Here is a 17,930-nt window from a genome sequence, read left to right on the forward strand (position 1 = left end):
GCGGGCCGTGGATGCTGGCGGGAATCGGTCGTCGCGTTCGCACCGCAACCGCTGCCGTCCTGCCCCGGGTACACCTGCCATCAAATGCGCACAGAGAACCCCTTCGCCACTGGGCACGAAGCCGCAGGTTTTGAGGGGGTTCGGGTGGAGCGGAGCTCCCCCGGGCGAGCGCAGCGAGCTAGGAAAACAGCAACACAGCTCAGTTCAGGTCCTTGCGGAACTCCTCCAGGACCTTCGACGTCTCCGTCGGCGGACGGGCCTCGACGCACAGGCGCTCCATCGCCTCGGCGTAGTGGTCCACGTCGTCGCGCTTGTCCAGGTACAGGGCCGACGTGAGCTGCTCGATGTAGACGACGTCGGGCAGGTCCTCGTCGGGGAAGCGCAGGATCGTGAAAGCTCCACCCGCAGCGGCGTGGCCGCCGGCGTTGAAGGGGATGACCTGGAGGCGGACGTTCGGGAGGCTGGTGTTGGCCTCCAGCAGGGCGTCGACCTGGCCGCGCATCACGTCCAGGCCGCCGATCGGGCGGCGCAGGGCCGCCTCGTCGACGACCACCCACAGGCGGGGAGCGTCGGGGCGGGTCAGGATCTGCTGGCGCTGCATGCGCAGCTCCACCCGGCGCTCGATCTCCTCCTCCTTGGCACGGCCGTGGCCGAGCAGGACGACCGATCGCGCGTACTCGCGGGTCTGCAACAGGCCCGGCACGAACTGCACCTCGTAGGTGCGGATGAGGGCCGCGGCGGCCTCCAGGCCCAAGTAGGACTGGAACCAGTTGGGCAGTACGTCGCCGAAACGGTGCCACCAGCCCGGGTTGTTCGCGTCGCGGGCCAGGGCCAGCAGGCGCGTGCGCTCCTCGCCGTCGTCGACGCCGTACAGGGTGAGCAGGTCCGCCACGTCGCGCTCCTTGAAGCCGACGCGGCCGAGCTCCATCCGGCTGATCTTCGACTCCGAGGAGCGGATCTCCCAGCCGGCGTCCTCGCGGGTGACGCCCTGTGCCTCACGTAGGCGCCGTAAATGCGCGCCCAGCAGCATCCGGAGGACCGTAGGGCCTCCGGACGCTCCACCTTCAGGTAGACCGGTCGTCACCGCGCTGCCTCCGGACTGTCGTGAACGAACAGCCGCGCCACGTGCCTTCCCGCGCGACGCCGGAGTAAGCATGCCATGACCGGACAGTAAGCGGGAGTGGGCTCGCGTCTACGGGCGGGGTGCGAGCCTGCTCGTTCTCACGGTCTGGTTACTCAGCTAACAGATTGTCGAAGTCGCCGTCGCGGGCGCCGCCCACGAAGGCCGCGATCTCCTCGTACGTATAGATGAGCGCGGGCCCCTCGGGGTCGCGCGAGTTGCGCATGGCGAAGCCGGTCCCGTCGGGCAGGCGGGCCAGCTCGACACAGTTGCCGCTGGGGTTGCTGCGGCGGCTCTTCTGCCAGGTCACATCCGCGATGTGGCCGGCCGGCATCCCGTTGTACGTCTGCTCCATCGACATCTTTCTGAGGACCTTGGTTGAGAGTTCACCAAGCGATCGGCATCTGCACGTGCATCGGCTCTTGCTTCTGCAGCCGATAAAGCGCATGCTAGCGCATGTGCGGATGTCAGGGGTCGGTCACAGTTTGTGATCAAAACCGGACGTTCGGACCCAAATGATCGGGTGGCTTCCCCAGCTGCGATCTATGGAAGGGACGCGCGCATGGATCCCCTCGCCTTCCTGGCCGGTGCGGCCGCGGCGGCTGGGGTGTGCGCGGCCCTTCCTCTGTATGTGCGTGCGCGACGCGCGGAGCGGCTCGCCGACCGGCTATCCGAGGAGCTCGCCGTCGAGCGGCACGCGGCCTGTCACGACCCGCTCACGGGCCTGCCGAACCGGCGGGCCTTCTACCAGCGCGGCGCCGCGCTCGTCGGCGACCCCGCCGTGCACCCGCTGGTCGCCGTCGTGCTCGACGTCGACGGGTTCAAGCAGATCAACGACATGTTCGGCCACTCGGCCGGCGACGAGGTGCTCGTGACGACCGCCCGCCGCCTAGCCGAGTACGCCGGATCGGGGCTGGTGGCGCGGCTGGGCGGCGACGAGTTCGCCGGCCTGCTCGCCCGCCGCCACGACAGTCCTGAGGAGCAGGCCGACCGGCTCGCGGAGGCGCTCGCCGCGCCGATGCCGCTGGGCGGCCAGGTCGTCACCGTGAGCGTGTCCGTCGGGCTCGTCCCCGTCGAGCCCGACGCACACCTTGCCGATGCGGTGCACCGGGCCGACGCGGCCATGTACCGCACCAAGGGCACCCGTCGCCGCCCGCACCTGGCCGGCTACACCGCGTTCACTCAGCACCAGCACGTCGTGCACGCCTCCCTCCGGCTCGGTAAGCCCCGGCTTCCGGCGGAGAAGGAGTCGTTCCCCCGTCCGACCACGGCGACCTGAAGGACCCGCTATGGAGCTGCCAGACCTCGTCCGCCAGCGCCGCCGGCACCAGCCGCGCCCCCGCTCGTGGCTTTCCGCCAAGCTCAAGCGCGGCGAGCAGTGCCGCGACTGCGGCCGGCCGTGGCCGTGTGACCAGTACGTGACGGCCCGTAACTCGGTGCTCGTCTACGCCCTGCGACGTCTTGAGGTCGCCCGTCCGGGGAGCCTTGGGTGAGCGAGGCGCACATCCCGGCCCGGCCGACGTGGCGGTGCACGGGCTGTGCCGAGCCGTGGCCGTGCGCGGCGAAGCGCGCCCACCTGGTCGACGAGTACATCGAGAACCCGGCCGAGCTGCGCATGCTCATGGCGTTACGGGTCGCCGACGCGGCCGAGGACCTGCGCCAGTTCGGCGCGGAGCAGCTGTGGAACCGCTTCCTCGGCTGGCTGCCGCACCCCGGCCAGGGCCCGATCATCCGCTGGGTGGCCAACCCGCCGCTCGGCGGGAACCGCCGCCAGCCACCGCCGCGCGAGCAGATCGACCCGCGCACCTCGGGCACCGTCGCGCAGGCCGCCGCCGCGCAGATCTCTACGCTGCCCGGGCCACCAACGGGTAATGGTCCGAAGCGGATTCCGCCTCCCCGCCGGTCACGACGCAGCAGCCGGTGAACCGCCCGGCCACCCCCGGCGTGGCCAGCACGTAGTCCAGGCGCAGCTCGGTGAACTCCGCTCCCCCGCCGCGCGTCGTTGGCACGGTCCACGCCTGGCCGGTGCCGCAGCGGCGGAACACGTCGACGAGCCCGCGCCGCGCGAGCAGCGCCGTAGCCCCCACGTCGGGCCCCCCGCCGAGCCGGCGCAGGTGCCGGCGGCGGTACGGCATGGGCAGCGTGGCCAGCTCCACCGCGTGATCCGAGTACGGGTCGAGGGTGTTGAGGTCGGCCAGGAGTACCGACTCCCCCTGGCTCTTGATGAAAGCGGCGAGCCATCCCGCCTCCGCCCGCCGGGCCCGCCCCCAGTAGGGATACAGGTGCGCGCCGACGACCGTCAGCGGCCCGAGCGGCGTGGCCAGCCGGGCCCAGACCGCAGCGTGGAAGAACGGCCGGGCCACCCGCCCCGCGGCGATCACCCGCAGGTGCCGCGCCACCAGCAGCCCGACCGGCTGCCCCCGCCACGACCGCGCGACCAGCTGGCGCATCCCGGTCGCCGCCCCGAGCGCCGGCTCGCCGCGCATCTCCTGCACGGCGACCACGTCCGGCGCCTCCCCGGCGATCACCCGCCCGATGGCGTCGAGGCGGTCGCCGCCGCCATTTTTGATGTTGTACGTCATGAGCTTCAACGTCATAGATTGCCGTTACCTCTCAGTGAGTAACGTGACTCACGATCGGCAGTCGTCCGTTGCCGGGCGACGTTGACCGGACGATCCGGTCTTGACGCTTCACGGCCCGCTGCCCCGCCTGCGGGTGCAGGTCTAACGGGTCTTCCGTGGGCTCCACGTCCTGATTTTGCGTCGCCCGGCAACTCCAGGTCGACGTGCCGCACGAGCGCGGCAAGATTCCGTGCGGCGTTGACGTCCCGATCCAGGGACAACCCGCAGGTGGTGCACTTGAAGGTACGCTCGGCCAGCGACAGCTTGGGTTTCGCCGTCTTACAGGCGGAGCATGGTTGGGCACGAGGTCGCCAGTGGACAGCACCGCCAGGTGTTTGATCCCGGCGTCGATGCCGACGACCCGGCCGAGCCTCGGCGCGTGCGCCGGACGGTTGTGGTCGCGGCGCACGGCGACCTGGAACGAGCAGAACCACCGGCCGGCCGTCTCGCTGACGGTGGCGGACAGGATCTGGACCTGCCTGCACCCGGCGGGCCAGCTTGCGGGCCGACTCGTGGGTGCGGATGCGGCCCAGCCGGGGCAGCACCACATGCCGATAGTCAGGGTCGACCCGGATCGCGCCGGTGGTGAACCGGGCCGACCTGCGGCCGTGTTTCTTCCTGGCGCGGGGCCAGCCCATCCGGCGGCCCTTGCGGGCACCGGTGCGGGAGGCTTGCCAGTTGCCCAGTGCGGCGGACAGGTTCGCCAGGCCGGTGTTGAACGCCTCCTTGGAACACTCCGCCCACCACGGCGCCACCCACGCCTTGATCTCGTTCCAGGTGCGGCGCAGGTCCGGCAGGGACCAACCCTGCCACGGCGTCAGGTCCGCCTCGGACACCCCGAAGCTGGCCTCCGCAGCGCGCTGCGCCTGCACCGCGCAGACCCGCCGCAGCATGTGGTTGTAGGCGAACCGGGCCGCACCGGTATTGCGGCGCAACCCGAGCACCTGCGCGTCGCTCGGGTCGAGGGCGAATTTGTACGCCTGCATGGTCCAGCCGGCCGGCGGTTCGTAGCGCTTCATGCGTCATCCTCGGCGGTAGCGGCGGCTACGGCACGGCTGGCACGGTTCGCGGCGGCGTGGCGCCCGTACAGCCCGGCGAGCGCGGCCTCGGAACAACCGGGCGAACCGGTCCCGATACTCCACCACTATCGTCGCCACGGCCGGGTCGCGTAGCAACGCGAGAACTTCTTGCACCGGCCGTTCAGCGCCGAGCCGACCTCAGTTACCACGCGAGACAAGCATGTCCTGCCCAGTGGCCCAGGCGGTCACCCGGCCGACCTGGCGGTCCAGGTCGGTTCGTTGGCCGGCCGACGATACCCGGGCGTAGGCGACCACTTGGCCCTGTGGGACGTCGTCGGCCACATCAACCACAGTCGTGCCGGACGGGAGCCGCCGAGCAGACACCGGCAAGGTTCCCTGCCGGAACCAGCGGTACGCGGTTTGCGGACGCACACCGTTGTGGCGCGCCCACTCGGCGAGCTTCACAGGGTGATGTTAGCGCTCTTGGATGAGTACGCTTGCCCACCCAAGAGCAAGCTGTTGGAGACCCTCGTGAACCATGATGTACAGCCCGCACTCGACGCCCTGCGGCACGCCCGCGCCGAGGCGACCGGCACGCTGCGCGACCTGATCCGGATACCCAGTGTGGGCGGAACCGCAGCGGAAAGCGAGATCGTCCACCACGTCGCCGGGCTGCTGCGCGCCGAGGGCGTCGAGATCGACCTGTGGCCGATCCCCGTCGCCGAGCTGTCCGCCCGCCCCGACTTCCCCGGCATGGAGGTCGGCCGCGACGAGGCGTGGGGCCTGGTGGCGCGCCTGCCCGGGGTCGACCCCGAGGCCCCGGCGCTCATGTTCAACGGGCATCTGGATGTGGTACCCCCCGGAGACCCCGCCACCTGGTCCGTCGACCCGTGGTCCGGAGAGATCCGCGACGGCCACGCCTACGGCCGCGGCGCCTGCGACATGAAGGGCGGCTTCGTCGCCGCGCTGTCGGCGTTCCTGGCCCTGCACCGCACCGGCACCCGCCCCCGCGGCGACCTGCTGCTGGCCGCGGTCGTCGGCGAGGAGGACGGCGGCCTCGGCACCTACGCCACCCTGGCTCGCGGCTGGCGCGCCGGCGCCTGCGTCATCACCGAGCCCACCGCCCAGGACGTCCTGGCCGCGAACGGCGGCGCCCTGACGTTCCGCCTGCGCGTGCCCGGCCTGGCCGCGCACGCCTGCGCCCGCACGTCCGGCGTCAGCGCCGTGGAGAAGTTCCAGCTCATCTTCCCGGTACTGCGCGCCCTCGAGGCGTCGCGCAACCGCACCGTCGACCCGATGATGCGCCGCTGGGACATCGCCTACCCACTGGAAGTAGGAACGGTCCGCTCCGGCGACTGGGCCTCCACGGTCCCCGACCTGCTCATCGCCGAGGGCCGCTTCGGCGTGGCCTTGGACGAGCCGGTCGCCGAGGCTCGCGCCGCGTTCGAGTCCACCGTCGCCGAGGCCTGCGCCGCCGACCCGTGGCTGAAGGAGCACCCGGTCACCGTCGAGTGGTGGGGCGGCCAGTTCGCGTCGGGCCGCTGCCCTTCGGGCACCGACCTGGTCCAGCGCGTCGTGTCGACCCACGCCCGCGTCCACGGCGGCCCCGCCCCGGAGGTCGTCGGCGCCCCGTACGGCTCCGACCTGCGCCTCCTGACGGCGGCCGGCATCCCCGCCGTACAGTACGGCCCCGGCGTCGGCTACGGCCACTGCCCCGATGAGCGCGTCTCGCTGGACCAGGTACACGCCTGCGCCGAGACCCTGCTCCACCTGGCGGTCAACGACTCCTGAACGGCCACGCGTCCGCGCCCTGCAGGTCTCAGCGGTGCACGACGGCGACCTGCAGGGCGTTGGCCTCGAACGGCCCCACGCCCGCGCAGCGCGGCGAGCGTGTGGTGGGCGTGTCGTGCGCGTGGGGCTGGCGCCGGGTTCGTCTTCACACACCGCACCTCGGGGTCGAGGCGGCACTCGCGGGAGACTCAGTGTAGTAGTAAAGTTACTCGATGTGGTCGAGGGTCGGCGGGCATTGACCCACTGCTGTTAAGACAGTTAACTATTTGGACAGTGGCCCGGCCAACCGATCGGTGGATGTCATATATCGATCGTCTTAATAAAGTGACGCGCATGACTGGCTTACCGTTACGCGAACCGACCTTCCTGGTGCTGACCGCCCTGGCCGCCGAGGCGCAGCACGGGTACAGCGTCCTGGACGACGTGCGCCGCATCTCGGAGGGCCGGGTCCGGCTGCAGGCGGGGACGCTGTACGGCATCCTGGACCGGCTGCGCGCCGACGGCCTGATCGAGGTGGATCGCGAGGAGGTCGTCGCGTCGCGCCTGCGCCGCTACTACCGCCTCACCGAGGTCGGCCGCGAGCTGCTGAGCAACGAGACCGATCGCCTGCACCGAAACGCCGCGGCCGCCGAACGCCGGCTGCGGGCGGCGCACGTGCCGGCCGCATAACTACGGAGGTCGATGCCGACGCGGAATGAGGTCCGATGGTCGGCCACTTGCCAGTCAACACGGTGAGTGGCAAATTGTGACCACTTGGTCATCATCGACGGAGGGCATATGCGCCGTCGCCGCAACCGGCGCAGCGAGTGGAAGCCGCGCCGCGGCCGGTCGAGCGCGCCCGTCTCGCACGCCGTGGCGGACCAGGCGTCCACTGAGGACAAACTCGGGTTCGATCGCTTCGTCGTGCCCCTGGCGGATGCGATCGCCGGCATCCCCCGCAGCAGCACGCCGTGGACGGTGGGCATCTACGGCGCCTGGGGCAGCGGCAAGACGACATTCCTCAACCTGCTCCAGGAGGCGTTGCGGGACCGCGGCGTGACCACGGTGATCCGGTTCGACGCGTGGCGGTACGCCCGCGAGGAGGACCTGTGGCCGACGCTCATCGACGTCATACTCGACGGCCTGCACACGGGCGGCCCGGTCCGGCGCGCCGTGCTCCGGACGCGGATCTGGCTGCGCTCGGTGCGCCTGGTCGCCGGCATCACCGAGGTGGCACGCAAGACCCTCGGGTTCCTCGTCCGCATCGTCATCCTGCTGTCCTTCATCGCGATCGCGGCCAGCCTCGTATCGGAGAACAAGGACCTCCACGACCTGCTCACCAACGCCGCGCACGGCATCGGGCTGCCCCAGCCGCAGACGAGTGGGCCGTGGATCGCTTTGGTGGTCGGCGCCGTCGCGCTCATCGCGTCCAACCCGATGGCGCTGCTCAAGGTGTTCGACACCAAGGTCGGCGTGGACTTCTCGCGGTTCAAGCGGCCCCGGACGTACCGTGGGCGCATCGCCATGATCGAGGAGTTCGCCGACGACTTCCACGACATCGTCGCGCTCGCCTGCCCGGACCGGCCCCTCGTCGTGGCCATCGACGACCTCGACCGCTGCCTGCCCGAGCAGACGCTGCAGATCCTCGAGACCGTCAAGCTCTTCCTCGACGTGCCCGGCTGCGTGTTCCTGCTCGCCGCCGACCGCGACATCGTCGAGCACGCGGTCGCCGTGAAGTACAAGGACCTCGGCGACAAGACCGCCCTGCGCGCCCTCGGCGAGACGTACTTCGAGAAGATCGTCCAGCTGCCGTTCTCGCTGCCGCCGCCGGACGAGCACCGGGTCGAGGAGTACATCCGCGGCCTCACCGCCGACGCCGACGTGCGCGACTGCCACATCGTGCTGCGGGGTGCCAAGCCGTACAACCCGCGACGGATCAAGCGCCACGTGCAGATGCTGACGCTGCTCAAGAGCCTCGCACCGGCCGAGCTCGGCGGCGCCCGGCTGGTGGTCGGTGTCCTCGCCAAGCTCGTCGTCATCCAGTCGCAGTTCAAGGATGTGTACCGCGAGGCGATCCGCGACCCGTCGCTGCTCGCGCAGCTGGAGCGCCACGCCCGCCGGCCCGCCCCACCGCCCGGCGAGGCGCCGCCGGCGCCGGTCGACGCCGTCGTCGAGGCCCGGGTGCAGCCGTACATCGAACGCCACCCCGACCTGCCCGGCCTGCTGTGCAAGAGCGTCGGCGCGGGCGACTCGTTCGAGCTGGCGCCGGTGGCCGAGTACCTGACGCTGGTGCAGGAGGTGACGGTCGACGCCGTCGACATCGCCTCGGCCGCGCCGCCCGCCAGCGAGGCGCCCGAGCGCGACGGGCCGGCCCGTTTCGTCGTGGCCTACCTGCGCGACGACGTGCGCTGGGCGCACTGGGCCAACCGGGTGCTCGCCGACGCCGGCTACATCGTGTCCATGTCCCGTCTCGGCGAGGACGCCGCCCGCCTGCCGGAGCTCATCACCGACGATGAGTTCCCGGTGTACCTCGTGATGGCCGTCTCCGCCGCCGCGATCGGCTCGGACGCGGCGCGCAAGGCCGTCATCGCGGCGGGCGCGGCCGGTGCGCGGCTCATCGGCATCCGCATCGACCAGACGGACCTCCCGGCCCACCTCCCCGAGTCCCGGATGCTCGCGATGGGCGGTCTCGACGCCGCCGAGGCCGCCGTCGGGCTGCTGAGCCTCGTCCTGGCCGAGCACCGCGTCACCACCGAGTCCGGCGACGACGGCGCCCGGGTCATCTTCCCCGGCCGCGGCGCCCGGATCACGAACCTGCGCCCACCGCCGAGCGCCCTCGTACCTCGCCCCGATCTCATCGCCGGCATCGAGGCCGCACTGGAGGCCCCGCAGACCAGCGGCCCGACGGTATGCGCCCTGAACGGCCTGTTCGGCGTGGGCAAGTCGACGACGGCGCGCCAGTACGCGAGCAGCCACGCGAGCGACTACGACGTCGTGTGGTGGGTCGACGCGCGCTCCGCGGAGACGATCGAGGCCTCGCTGGTCGAGCTGAGCTACGCCCTCGGCGGGCGCGGCACCGGACGGCCGGCGGTCGACGCCCGGGCCGCACTGACCGCGCTGGCCGACGGCGGGCAGTGGCTGCTGCTGTTCGACAACGCCACGGACCCGGACCGCCTGCTGACCCAGCTGCCGTCGACGCCCGGGCACGTGCTGGTCACCACCCGGCGCCGGCCTCGAACGCTGGGGACGGTCGTCGACGTGCCGGTGCCGCAGAGCGAGCAGGCGGTGGAGATCCTGCGTGCTCACCTGGCAGGGCGCGGCGACTCCAGCACCATCGGGGACCTGGCGCGCGGGCTGGGTTTCCTGCCGCTCGCGCTCGTTGCCGCGGCCGGGGTGATCCGGGCGACCTCGATGCCCGTCGCGGACTACCTCACGCTCTACCGCCGCCGGCCCGAGGACGCACTGCGCGGTGCGGACGGCGCCGCACCGGTCAGCGAGGCGCTCGACGCGGCGCTGGCGTGGGTGCGTGACCCGGACACGGGCGCCGAGCGCCTCCTGCAGACGCTGGCACTGCTGGACTCGGCGGCGGTGCCACGGAACTTGCTGCTCCTGGCGGCATCCCGGACCGACGACCTGGAGTTCAACCGCGCGCTCGGCGCGCTCGCCCAGGCCAACCTCATCGCGATCGAGGACGCGGTCGTCACCGTCCAGCCGCTCGTGCACCGGCTCGTCGGTGACCGGCTGGACTTCTCCAAGGCCAAGCTCATCCTCGAACAGATCCGCGACGCACTCGCACGAATGCACGATCCGCTGCTGTGGCCGAACCTGAACGCGTTCCTCGTGCACGCCGAGAAGTACGAGGTGGCCGCCGGGCCGACGGCCGAGCTGCAGCGCCGGGTCATCCAGTACCTGCTGGACGAGGGCCACGGAGCGGATGCTCTGCGGTGGGCCGAACGGCTGTACCCGATCGCGATGGCGCTCGACGACGTCATCGGGCGGGCGCATGCGCTGTTCCTGCTGGCCCGGGCTGAACGGATGACGGGGCGGGAGGATGCGGCGCGGGAGCACTTGGAGGCTGCGAGGGCGCTGCTTCATGATGTACCGCCGGATCAAATTCCACCCGAGTTGATGGGCGGCGACGATGCCTAGCGGGCGGGACCTCGCGGCCGTGCGGCAGCGCAGTGCGCACGCGCGCAACGTCATCGAGACCCTGTTCCTCGAGGCCATCGTGGCGCCGAACGGGCACGGGAACCTTGTGGCGTGGGGGCAGTATCTCGACCTGGGCAGGCGGGAGATCAGCAACCAGTTCGGGATCTACGGCACGTCGGCCGGGATTCAGGTGCTGCTGCGGCACGACGCGGCGCGGCACGCCGGGCTGTGCGGGATGGCGGGGATGATCCTGCCGCTCGATCACGCGGCGCAGGAGATGTTCGAGCGGCAGGCGAGCGAGATCCGCACGTACTTCCGGGAGAAGCACGACCTCGAGGTCCTGTACAAGGTGGCGGCGCTCGTCGACGTGGTCGAGGCGCACCTGGACAGCGTGCCGGGTACTGAGTTCCGGGCCGTGCAGCTGCTGCTCGCCATGCGCCGGGTGAACGCCGGGTGGCCGGACTTCCGCGGCAACGGCGGGCTGGACCAGTTCACCGACTCGAAGGTGCACGCGACCGCGTGCGCGCTGCTCGCCCTGGCCCGCTTTCCCGATGTGCGGGCCGGCACCGCCTGGCGCGAGGCGGCCGGCTGGCTGGTGCAGCACCTCGACCCCGAAGTGCAGAGCATCGCGACGCTGTCGATCTGCCATCTGGCGCTGTGGTCCGGCGACGAGCGGCCCGCGGGGATCTCGGACGACGAGGCCGACGCGCGCGCGGCCTGCCTGCGCAGCATCGTCGACTGGGCGGAGCGCACGGCGCCGCAGGACGTGCTGCGGACGCTCGAGGCGCTGGAGTACCTCGTGCCGCAGCGCAACCAGCGCACTCCGCTGGCCGACCACGAGTTCACCTTCGTGCTGTACTCCCCGCACTGCCTCGCCGCGCTCGCGCTCATCCGCTCCGGGCTGCCGCTGTCGCGCAAGGTCGAGCGCTTCGTCGTCGAGGTGGTCTGGGTCGTCGCGGAACGCATCCATACCCACGGCTCGTTCGTCGCGGCCGGGCGTACCCTCGTGTCGAGCGTCGAACACCTGTGGATCTACCGGCTGCTGCACCAGTTCGAGCAGTGGCGGCCGAAGGGTCGGTTCCTCGACAATCTGCGTCGGTAGTCGGCGCGCTTCACGGTCGCATCACCCACAGGTAGCCATCATCCAATTGTGAGTCCAGACTCTGGGACAGAGCGGTAGGTTGTGAAGATGCGTCTGATCGACATCGGCGAACGACGCCTGATCTCGGACCTGCTGCGCACCCGTTACGCCGCCAACACCTGGCGCTTCGGCGACGACACCGCCGTCGTGCTCGACGGCGAGCGCCTCGGCGGCGGCCGGCTCGTCGCCACCACCGACCCGGCGCCCGAGCCCGCCGCGTGGGCGCACGGCGGTTTCGACTGGTACTACTTCGGCTGGCTGACGGCGGCGCTCAACCTCAGCGACATCGCGGCCGCCGGCGCGGTCCCCGCCGGCCTGCTCACCTCGTTCGTGCTGTCGTCCGACCTGTCCGTGGCGAAGTTCGAGCGCCTCCTCGACGGCGTCGACGACTGCTGCGCCTCGGTCGGCACCAAGGTCCTCGGCGGCAACCTCAAGGAGGGCGACACCCACTGCTCGGCGACCGCGTTCGGCGTCGTCCCGAGCGGCGAGCCCCTCTCCCGCCACGGCGCCGCGCCCGGCCACACGATCTTCGCGATCGGCGACACCGGGTACTTCTGGGCCGGCATGCTTGCCTTCGACAACAGCCTGACCCTGCCCGGCGACGAGCGGGCGGCGCTGTTCGACGCGCTGCTCAAGCCCGTCCCGCGCGTAGCCGTGGGCCGCGCGCTGCAGTCACGCGGGCTGGTCGCCGCCTGCACCGACAACTCCGACGGCCTGTACGGCTCGCTGTGGTGCCTGACCCAGTCCAACGGGCTCGGCGTGATCGTGGAGCCGGAGCACATGCAGTACCAGGGAATCGTCACGAGAATCGCGGAACGCTACGGCCACGACCCACTGCGCCTGGCCCTCGGATTCGGCGACCTCCAGCTGGTGTGCGCGGTCGCGCCCGAGCGGGTCGCGGAGCTGCTGGAGCTGTGCTCGGCCGAGGGCTGGGGCGTGTTCCGCGTCGGCACGGTCACCGACCGCCCCGGCTTCCACCTGGAGGGTGAGGCGGGCCCGGTGGAGCTGCTGAACCTGGACAACGAGCGATTCACATACGAGTCCCAGTTCACCGGCGGCCTGGACGGCTACCGCAAGCGCCTGCTCGAGGGCCCGATCACGAAGAGTTAACGCCGCTCACGACACGAGGTGCGTCGATTTTAGGGTGGGGTGTAGCGTTGGGGAGGAAGGCGCGGCGCTCCCGAGCTCGTGTCCTTCGACCTTCGCCAGCGTGACGGCCAGCTCCAGCTCGCCGGCGTAGGCCGCCCAGTCCCAGGTGTCGAGCCCGAGCGCGCACGCGGTCTGCCGACGCACCCATTGGCTGGGCAGGTCGACGTCGCGGACGACGAGGTGCCGGTCGCCGCGCCCGAAGTACGAGTAGCGCACGCCACGCGCGTCAGCGAGCGCCTCGTAGGAGGGGATCTCCTCCCAGGGCAGCGCGTCGGCGATCACCTTTGCGCCGGCGGCCGATGGGACGAGGTGCAGGTGCGCGTGGTCGAGGCAGGCGCCGGTCCGCCCGTCGGCGGGCGCGCCCATCCCGTGCTCGAACGCGAAGTACTCGCCGAACCGCTCCCCCAGCCCCGGCAGCCGGCGCCGCCGCCAGGCTTCGACCGCCGCGAGCCCTTCGGCGCCCAGATGGGCGAACGATGGCACGTGGTCGCGGGCGACGAGGAGCAGGTAGCCGGGCACGAACATGCCCAGCGCCGGCGCCAAGAGGAAGGCGCCGAGATCCGCGAGCGGGACGTCGAAGGCGGTGCGGTTGCGGCCTGCGATCACCTTGTCGCAGAACGGGCACGGGCCGTCGGGCTGGGCCATGCGTGCAGACTTTACTCGCGGCGGGCGGCGCCACCAGGAGGATGATCCGGCGCGTCGGCGGGACGTCGCCCGTTCGGTCACCCGCCCTGCGCCCGGCGCGGCGTGCAACGGTCACCGCCGACGCCGCGCGTGCGGCCGCCGTCAGCACAGCACGTAGCGCTGGGCGCGAGTGCCTTTGGGGTGCCTGCGGCCGCGATTCCCGGCGACGGGCGCTCCCGTCGCGTCGTGGCTGGTCGGGCCGTTGGCGCACCGGCGATCAAGTCGTCGAATAACCGAAAAACCGATATTCCGGACTATTTGGCACTGCGGCGCGAGGCGGCTGCCCAGCGCGGGTTGAGAAACGCGCCACCGACGGGGCTGGGACACCGGTGCCCCGACAGGCGCGTACGAGCACGCCGCTGCAGGTCTTGAGGGGGTGTGGGTGGAGCGGAGCTCCCCCACCGCGAGCGCAGCGAGCTACGAATCAGCCTCGGCTATGCGCAGGAGCATCTCGCGGAGGTGGGTCAGGTCCGCGGGGCCCAGGAGGGACGCGAAGTCGCGGTCCACGGCCGCCATTGCCGAAGGGGCCTCGACCAGGAAGCGCTCGCCGCGTTCCGTCAGCGAAACCACGACCGCGCGCTGGTCGGTCTCGTGCGGGCGGGAACGCACGTAGTCCAGGGACTCGAGCTCCTTCACCAGGCGGCCGGTCATCTGGCGGGTCATGCCCGCCCGCGCGGCCAGGTCCGTGATGCGGGTGCCGTCCGGGTCCAGGTTCGTCAGGACCGGGACGTGGCCCAGGCGGATCTCGGCGTGGCCGCTGGCCTGGAGCTTGGCCAGCGACGCCGCCTGGGCGCGGCGGTGGGCCTGCAGCAGGAGGCGGCCCAGCGGGAGCGCGCGCAGTTCGGCGTCGGTGAGGTCGGACATGCGAAACCCCGTTTACAAAGTGCGAAACCTGGTTTAGTTTCTAACGGCAGGAGCGAACGACGAAGGGAAGTTGCGAAGACATGAGTATCGTCCGTGCGGCCGATGCGCCGCGATTCGAGCTCAACGGGGCGCAGTTCGTGGTGTACGCGGGGCCCAGCCACGGGTCGAAGGAGATCTGCACCTGGCGGCTCACCGTGCCGGGCGGGAGCCAGTCGATTCCGCACACGCTCGACCGGGACGAAGTGTTCGTGGTGCTGTCCGGGGCGATCCGGATCACGCCCGACGGAGAGGTGCTCACCGGCGGGGACTCGGCGGTGGTGCCCGCGGGCGAGCGGATCGAGCTGGGGAACCCCAGCGACGAGCCGGCCGAGGTGCAGGTGGCGTTGAAGGCGGGGGTCACGGCCTATCACATGGACGGCAGCCTGTTCGGGACGCCGCCCTGGGCCGCGTAGGCGCCCGGCGTCGCGCCCACGTGCCGGCGAAAGTGCCGGTGCAGGTGGGCCTGGTCGTGGAAACCCACCTCGGCGGCCACGTCGGCCGGTCGCCGGCCCGCCAGCAGCAGGCGGCGGGCCTGTTCGATGCGCCGGCTCATGAGGTACCGATGCGGCGGTAGTCCGAAAGCCGTCGTGAACGCTCGAACCAGATGTCCGGGGTGGCTGCCCAGCAGGGCGCCGGCCTCCTTCAGGGTGATGCCCGTCGCGGTGCGGGCGTCGAGCAGGTCGCGCAGTCCGTCGGCCAGGCGCCGCGGCTGCGGTACCGCATCCTCTCCCAGGTAATGGCGGTCCAGGTGCTCGCGCAGGCGGGACCGGATCAGCGCCAGCCTGCTCTCCGCCTCGAGCTCGTCGCCGGGGCGGTGCAGGGCCTGGTGCAGCTGGTGGATGCGCAGGCGCAACACGACATCGTCGAAGCCGGGGCGGTCCACCGCGGCGCCGGACAGGGACGGGGGCAGGACGGCCGCGTCGAGGTACACCACGCGCTTGCGAAAACCGTGGTGCGTCGCGGCGCGGCCGTCGTGCGGGACGTCGGGCGGCAGGATCGTCACGCTGGCGGCGCCGGCCGCGCCGCGGTGGTGGCGGTCCAGGTCGAAGCGGATCGCGCCGTCGTCGACGATGAGCAGCGTCCACGCGTCGTGCACATGCAAGGGGTACGCGTGGTCGACGAAGTGCGCGTGGAAGACCTCGGCGACGCCCGGCACCCGCGGGCGCCACGCCGTGACGAGCTCGGACGCCATGTTCACAACGTACAAGCCAACCGGCGCGGCACGGCACATGGTGCTGGCATGACCTTTCCTACGAAGATCGCCGTCCTGCTGCGCGACGACCTGGCCGTGTGGCAGCGGCTCAACGTGACCGCGTTCCTCGTCAGCGGGGTCGCGGGCACGCAGCCGGAGCTGCTGGGTGCGGACTACGCCGACGCGGACGGCACGCGGTACCTGCCGATGTTCGGCCAGCCGGTGCTCGTCTTCGAGGGCGACGCGGCGGTGCTGTCGGCCGCGCACGGCCGGGCCGTCGAGCGCGGCGTCGCCTGTGCAGTTTTCACCGAGGAGCTGTTCAAGACCGGCAACGACGAGGACAACCGGGCCGCGGTACGCGCCGTGGCCAGGGCCGGCCTGAACCTCGTCGGGATCGCGCTGCACGGGCCGAAGAACGCCGTGGACAGGATTCTCAAGGGGGCCCGCCTGCATGGTTAGATTCCGGCGGATGCGCGCCGGATCGAGGAGCATGCATGATCGTCATCCCGTTCGAGGGGCCGGGTGCGGGTCGCGGCGCGCTGTCGTGGGGGCAGCTCGAGGCCTGGCACGCGGTGCGGGAGCTCGGGCACTGGATGCCGCTGGGCGGTGCGCGGGCGGTGCCGGCGGGCACCACGATCGACGACGTCGCCGAGCGGCTGCGGTTTCTCATGCAGCGGTACGTCACGTTGCGCACCCGGCTGCGCCCGCGCACCGGCGGCGCCGCGCCCGAGCAGGAGGTCTTCGCGTCCGGCGAGCTCAGGGTCGAGGTCGTCGAGGGCGTCGACCCGGAGGCGGTGGCTGAGCGGTACCGGATGCGGCCCTTGGATCTTGCCGGCGAATGGCCGATCCGCGCCGCGGTCGTGACCCGCGACGGCGTCCCCGCCCACCTCGTGGTGCTCGTGTCGCGCTTCGCCACGGACGCCGCGGGCGCACGGACGATGCGGCGCGAGGTCGCCGAGCGTCCGGCGGAGCCCGTCGCCGGCCTCGCGCCGCTCGCGCAGGCGGCCTGGCAGGCCTCGCCGGCCGGGCGGCGGCAGAACGGCGGCGCGATGCGCCACTTCGAGTCGGTGCTGCGGGCGATGCCGGCGCAGCGCTTCGCGACGCCCGTGGTGCCGCGCTCGCCGCGGTACTGGCGGGCGCGGTTCGACTCGGCGGCGCTGCCCCTGGCGCTGCGGGCGATCACCGCGCGCCTCGACGTCGACCCGGCGGTGACGCTGCTGGCGCTGTTCGCGGCGGCGGTGCACGAGACGTTCGGCCTCAACCCGGTCGTGGTGCGGCCGCTGGTCGGCAACCGCTTCCGCGCCGGGCTCGCCGACGTGGTGTGCCCGGCGGTGCAGGCGTCGCTGTGCCTCGTCGACTGCGAGACCGACCTCGCCGACCTGGTGGACCGGGCGCGGCGGGCGGCGCTGGGCGCGTTCAAGCACGGGTACTACGACCGGCGCGACCTGCGGGCCCTGGTGGAGCGGGTGTCGGCGGAGCGCGGCGAGCCGCTGGAGATCGGCTGCCTGCTGGGCGACCGGCGCGGCCCGGTGCCGATGGACGCCCCGAGCGCCGAGGACGTCGAGGCGGCGCTGCCGGCGTCGCGGCTGTCGTGGGTGCGCCGGCAGGACCGCCCCGCGTTCGCGCCGTTCCTGCTCGACGTCGAGGACCTGCCGGAGGTGCCCGGCGCCGTGCGCTGCACCGCCGACGCCGACACCGCGCTGATCGCACCGCGCGAGGCCGAGCGGGTCCTGTGGAATATGGAGTCGCTCGCGGTGTCCTTCGCGCACCCGGCCCGTTCGTCCTTAGGGTGAAGTCGTACTTCCCTTCAGGAGGAACACCATGGCTCTGTATGTCGCACTCACCTACACCGACGACGTCGACTGGTCCCGGCCCGGGCCCGAGCACGCCGAGGAGATGCGCGAGTACAACGCGTTCGGGCAGGCCGCGGCGGCGGTCATCAAGGGCGGGCACGCGCTGTACCCCACCGCCACCGCCACCACCGTGCGCGTCAACGGCGGCAAGGGCGGCGACGTGCTGACCAGCGACGGGCCGTACGCCGAGACGAAGGAGGCGCTGACCGGCTTCTACCTGCTGGAGTGCGCCGACCTCGACGAGGCCGTGGCGCTCGCCGCGCGGATCCCGGCCGCGTGGAACGGCGCCGTCGAGATCCGCCCGGTGATCGTCTTCCAGCAGTAGCGCG

At 71.8% G+C, this 17,930-nt stretch carries 19 protein-coding genes and 1 pseudogene; 12 read left to right on the forward strand and 8 right to left on the reverse strand.

Annotated features, from left to right (window positions below; translation table 11 throughout):
• Positions 1-199: 199 nt before the first annotated feature.
• Together ABD901_RS49025 and ABD901_RS49030 are read right to left on the reverse strand one after the other, a co-directional pair.
• A complete protein-coding gene (locus ABD901_RS49025; RefSeq protein WP_345139719.1) occupies positions 200-1,030 on the reverse strand; it encodes a helix-turn-helix domain-containing protein in 831 nt (276 codons plus the stop codon).
• 202 nt (positions 1,031-1,232) lie between these two features.
• Positions 1,233-1,475, reverse strand: coding sequence for a DUF397 domain-containing protein (locus ABD901_RS49030; protein ID WP_345139901.1), 243 nt, complete (start codon positions 1,473-1,475; stop codon positions 1,233-1,235).
• 207 nt (positions 1,476-1,682) lie between these two features.
• Here ABD901_RS49030 and ABD901_RS49035 point away from each other — a divergent pair, with 207 nt between their 5' ends.
• From ABD901_RS49035 to ABD901_RS49045, 3 genes are read left to right on the forward strand one after another with little or no spacing between them, the layout of a single operon-like run.
• Positions 1,683-2,399 (forward strand): GGDEF domain-containing protein, encoded by a 717-nt coding sequence (locus ABD901_RS49035; protein WP_345139724.1) that lies wholly within the window; start codon positions 1,683-1,685, stop codon positions 2,397-2,399.
• Positions 2,400-2,409: 10 nt separating this feature from the next.
• Positions 2,410-2,613 carry a hypothetical protein gene (locus ABD901_RS49040; RefSeq protein WP_345139728.1) on the forward strand — a complete coding sequence of 68 codons (204 nt, stop codon included), beginning with the start codon at positions 2,410-2,412 and terminating at the stop codon, positions 2,611-2,613.
• Complete coding sequence (locus ABD901_RS49045; RefSeq protein ID WP_345139731.1) at positions 2,610-3,044, forward strand: hypothetical protein; 435 nt, start codon at positions 2,610-2,612, stop codon at positions 3,042-3,044. The genes ABD901_RS49040 and ABD901_RS49045 overlap by 4 nt, the downstream gene beginning before the upstream one ends.
• On the opposite strand, the gene ABD901_RS49050 is transcribed toward ABD901_RS49045, so the two are convergent.
• The 3 genes and pseudogenes from ABD901_RS49050 to ABD901_RS49060 form a co-directional block, all read right to left on the reverse strand.
• Positions 2,965-3,702, reverse strand: coding sequence for an endonuclease/exonuclease/phosphatase family protein (locus tag ABD901_RS49050; protein ID WP_345139736.1), 738 nt, complete (start codon positions 3,700-3,702; stop codon positions 2,965-2,967). The two genes, ABD901_RS49045 and ABD901_RS49050, sit on opposite strands and share 80 nt — an antisense overlap.
• Before the next feature lie 11 nt (positions 3,703-3,713).
• Positions 3,714-4,760 (reverse strand): zinc ribbon domain-containing protein, encoded by a 1,047-nt coding sequence (locus ABD901_RS49055; RefSeq protein ID WP_345139739.1) that lies wholly within the window; start codon positions 4,758-4,760, stop codon positions 3,714-3,716.
• Positions 4,757-5,225, reverse strand: a pseudogene (locus ABD901_RS49060) (IS607 family transposase). The gene ABD901_RS49055 and the pseudogene ABD901_RS49060 overlap by 4 nt, the downstream one beginning before the upstream one ends.
• Positions 5,226-5,291: 66 nt before the next feature.
• On the opposite strand from ABD901_RS49060, the gene ABD901_RS49065 reads away from it, so the two are divergent.
• The 5 genes from ABD901_RS49065 (at position 5,292) to ABD901_RS49085 (ending at position 12,930) form a co-directional block, all read left to right on the forward strand.
• Entirely contained in the window at positions 5,292-6,551 is a 1,260-nt protein-coding gene (locus ABD901_RS49065) for an ArgE/DapE family deacylase (protein WP_345139742.1), read from the forward strand.
• Between the two features lie 333 nt (positions 6,552-6,884).
• Positions 6,885-7,220, forward strand: a complete 336-nt coding sequence (locus ABD901_RS49070; protein WP_345139745.1) for a PadR family transcriptional regulator — start codon at positions 6,885-6,887, stop codon at positions 7,218-7,220.
• A 108-nt stretch (positions 7,221-7,328) separates the two neighbouring features.
• Positions 7,329-10,679: a P-loop NTPase fold protein gene (locus ABD901_RS49075; RefSeq protein WP_345139748.1), complete on the forward strand. Its 3,351-nt coding sequence runs from the start codon at positions 7,329-7,331 to the stop codon at positions 10,677-10,679.
• Positions 10,672-11,781 carry a hypothetical protein gene (locus ABD901_RS49080; protein WP_345139751.1) on the forward strand — a complete coding sequence of 370 codons (1,110 nt, stop codon included), beginning with the start codon at positions 10,672-10,674 and terminating at the stop codon, positions 11,779-11,781. Before ABD901_RS49075 ends, ABD901_RS49080 begins: the two co-directional genes overlap by 8 nt.
• Positions 11,782-11,868: 87 nt before the next feature.
• Positions 11,869-12,930, forward strand: a complete 1,062-nt coding sequence (locus ABD901_RS49085) for a thiamine-phosphate kinase (RefSeq protein WP_345139754.1) — start codon at positions 11,869-11,871, stop codon at positions 12,928-12,930.
• Between the two features lie 6 nt (positions 12,931-12,936).
• Here the strand turns inward: ABD901_RS49085 and ABD901_RS49090 are convergent, their stop codons facing one another.
• Entirely contained in the window at positions 12,937-13,614 is a 678-nt protein-coding gene (locus ABD901_RS49090; RefSeq protein WP_345139759.1) for an HIT family protein, read from the reverse strand.
• Between the two features lie 456 nt (positions 13,615-14,070).
• Entirely contained in the window at positions 14,071-14,517 is a 447-nt protein-coding gene (locus tag ABD901_RS49095; RefSeq protein WP_345139762.1) for a MarR family winged helix-turn-helix transcriptional regulator, read from the reverse strand.
• Positions 14,518-14,597: 80 nt separating this feature from the next.
• Here ABD901_RS49095 and ABD901_RS49100 point away from each other — a divergent pair, with 80 nt between their 5' ends.
• The gene (locus ABD901_RS49100; RefSeq protein WP_345139765.1) at positions 14,598-14,969 is read left to right on the forward strand and encodes a cupin domain-containing protein; all 372 of its coding nucleotides are present in this window, start codon (positions 14,598-14,600) and stop codon (positions 14,967-14,969) included.
• Here the strand turns inward: ABD901_RS49100 and ABD901_RS49105 are convergent.
• On the reverse strand, positions 14,924-15,748 hold the full coding sequence (locus ABD901_RS49105; RefSeq protein WP_345139770.1) for a helix-turn-helix transcriptional regulator: 825 nt from the start codon (positions 15,746-15,748) through the stop codon (positions 14,924-14,926). The genes ABD901_RS49100 and ABD901_RS49105 overlap by 46 nt on opposite strands.
• Before the next feature lie 48 nt (positions 15,749-15,796).
• Here ABD901_RS49105 and ABD901_RS49110 point away from each other — a divergent pair, with 48 nt between their 5' ends.
• From ABD901_RS49110 to ABD901_RS49120, 3 genes are read left to right on the forward strand one after another with little or no spacing between them, the layout of a single operon-like run.
• Positions 15,797-16,207 (forward strand): DUF2000 family protein, encoded by a 411-nt coding sequence (locus ABD901_RS49110; RefSeq protein WP_345139773.1) that lies wholly within the window; start codon positions 15,797-15,799, stop codon positions 16,205-16,207.
• A gap of 35 nt (positions 16,208-16,242) precedes the next feature.
• Positions 16,243-17,541, forward strand: a complete 1,299-nt coding sequence (locus ABD901_RS49115) for a condensation domain-containing protein (RefSeq protein ID WP_345139776.1) — start codon at positions 16,243-16,245, stop codon at positions 17,539-17,541.
• Between the two features lie 28 nt (positions 17,542-17,569).
• Positions 17,570-17,926 carry a YciI family protein gene (locus tag ABD901_RS49120; RefSeq protein ID WP_345139779.1) on the forward strand — a complete coding sequence of 119 codons (357 nt, stop codon included), beginning with the start codon at positions 17,570-17,572 and terminating at the stop codon, positions 17,924-17,926.
• Positions 17,927-17,930: the final 4 nt, after the last annotated feature.

This window comes from Dactylosporangium darangshiense (assembly GCF_039537565.1).
GTDB classification, from domain to species: Bacteria; Actinomycetota; Actinomycetes; order Mycobacteriales; family Micromonosporaceae; genus Dactylosporangium; species Dactylosporangium darangshiense.

Coding starts and splice junctions, on each gene's coding strand:
- ABD901_RS49095 (WP_345139762.1), bottom strand. CDS start 14,517: ATGTCCGACCTCACCGACGCCGAACTGCGCGCGCTCCCGCTGGGCCGC.
- ABD901_RS49090 (WP_345139759.1), bottom strand. CDS start 13,614: ATGGCCCAGCCCGACGGCCCGTGCCCGTTCTGCGACAAGGTGATCGCA.
- ABD901_RS49100 (WP_345139765.1), top strand. CDS start 14,598: ATGAGTATCGTCCGTGCGGCCGATGCGCCGCGATTCGAGCTCAACGGG.
- ABD901_RS49030 (WP_345139901.1), bottom strand. CDS start 1,475: ATGGAGCAGACGTACAACGGGATGCCGGCCGGCCACATCGCGGATGTG.
- ABD901_RS49070 (WP_345139745.1), top strand. CDS start 6,885: ATGACTGGCTTACCGTTACGCGAACCGACCTTCCTGGTGCTGACCGCC.
- ABD901_RS49105 (WP_345139770.1), bottom strand. CDS start 15,748: ATGGCGTCCGAGCTCGTCACGGCGTGGCGCCCGCGGGTGCCGGGCGTC.
- ABD901_RS49055 (WP_345139739.1), bottom strand. CDS start 4,760: ATGAAGCGCTACGAACCGCCGGCCGGCTGGACCATGCAGGCGTACAAA.
- ABD901_RS49075 (WP_345139748.1), top strand. CDS start 7,329: ATGCGCCGTCGCCGCAACCGGCGCAGCGAGTGGAAGCCGCGCCGCGGC.
- ABD901_RS49120 (WP_345139779.1), top strand. CDS start 17,570: ATGGCTCTGTATGTCGCACTCACCTACACCGACGACGTCGACTGGTCC.
- ABD901_RS49050 (WP_345139736.1), bottom strand. CDS start 3,702: ATGACGTACAACATCAAAAATGGCGGCGGCGACCGCCTCGACGCCATC.
- ABD901_RS49085 (WP_345139754.1), top strand. CDS start 11,869: ATGCGTCTGATCGACATCGGCGAACGACGCCTGATCTCGGACCTGCTG.
- ABD901_RS49025 (WP_345139719.1), bottom strand. CDS start 1,030: ATGCTGCTGGGCGCGCATTTACGGCGCCTACGTGAGGCACAGGGCGTC.
- ABD901_RS49040 (WP_345139728.1), top strand. CDS start 2,410: ATGGAGCTGCCAGACCTCGTCCGCCAGCGCCGCCGGCACCAGCCGCGC.
- ABD901_RS49035 (WP_345139724.1), top strand. CDS start 1,683: ATGGATCCCCTCGCCTTCCTGGCCGGTGCGGCCGCGGCGGCTGGGGTG.
- ABD901_RS49080 (WP_345139751.1), top strand. CDS start 10,672: ATGCCTAGCGGGCGGGACCTCGCGGCCGTGCGGCAGCGCAGTGCGCAC.
- ABD901_RS49115 (WP_345139776.1), top strand. CDS start 16,243: ATGATCGTCATCCCGTTCGAGGGGCCGGGTGCGGGTCGCGGCGCGCTG.
- ABD901_RS49110 (WP_345139773.1), top strand. CDS start 15,797: ATGACCTTTCCTACGAAGATCGCCGTCCTGCTGCGCGACGACCTGGCC.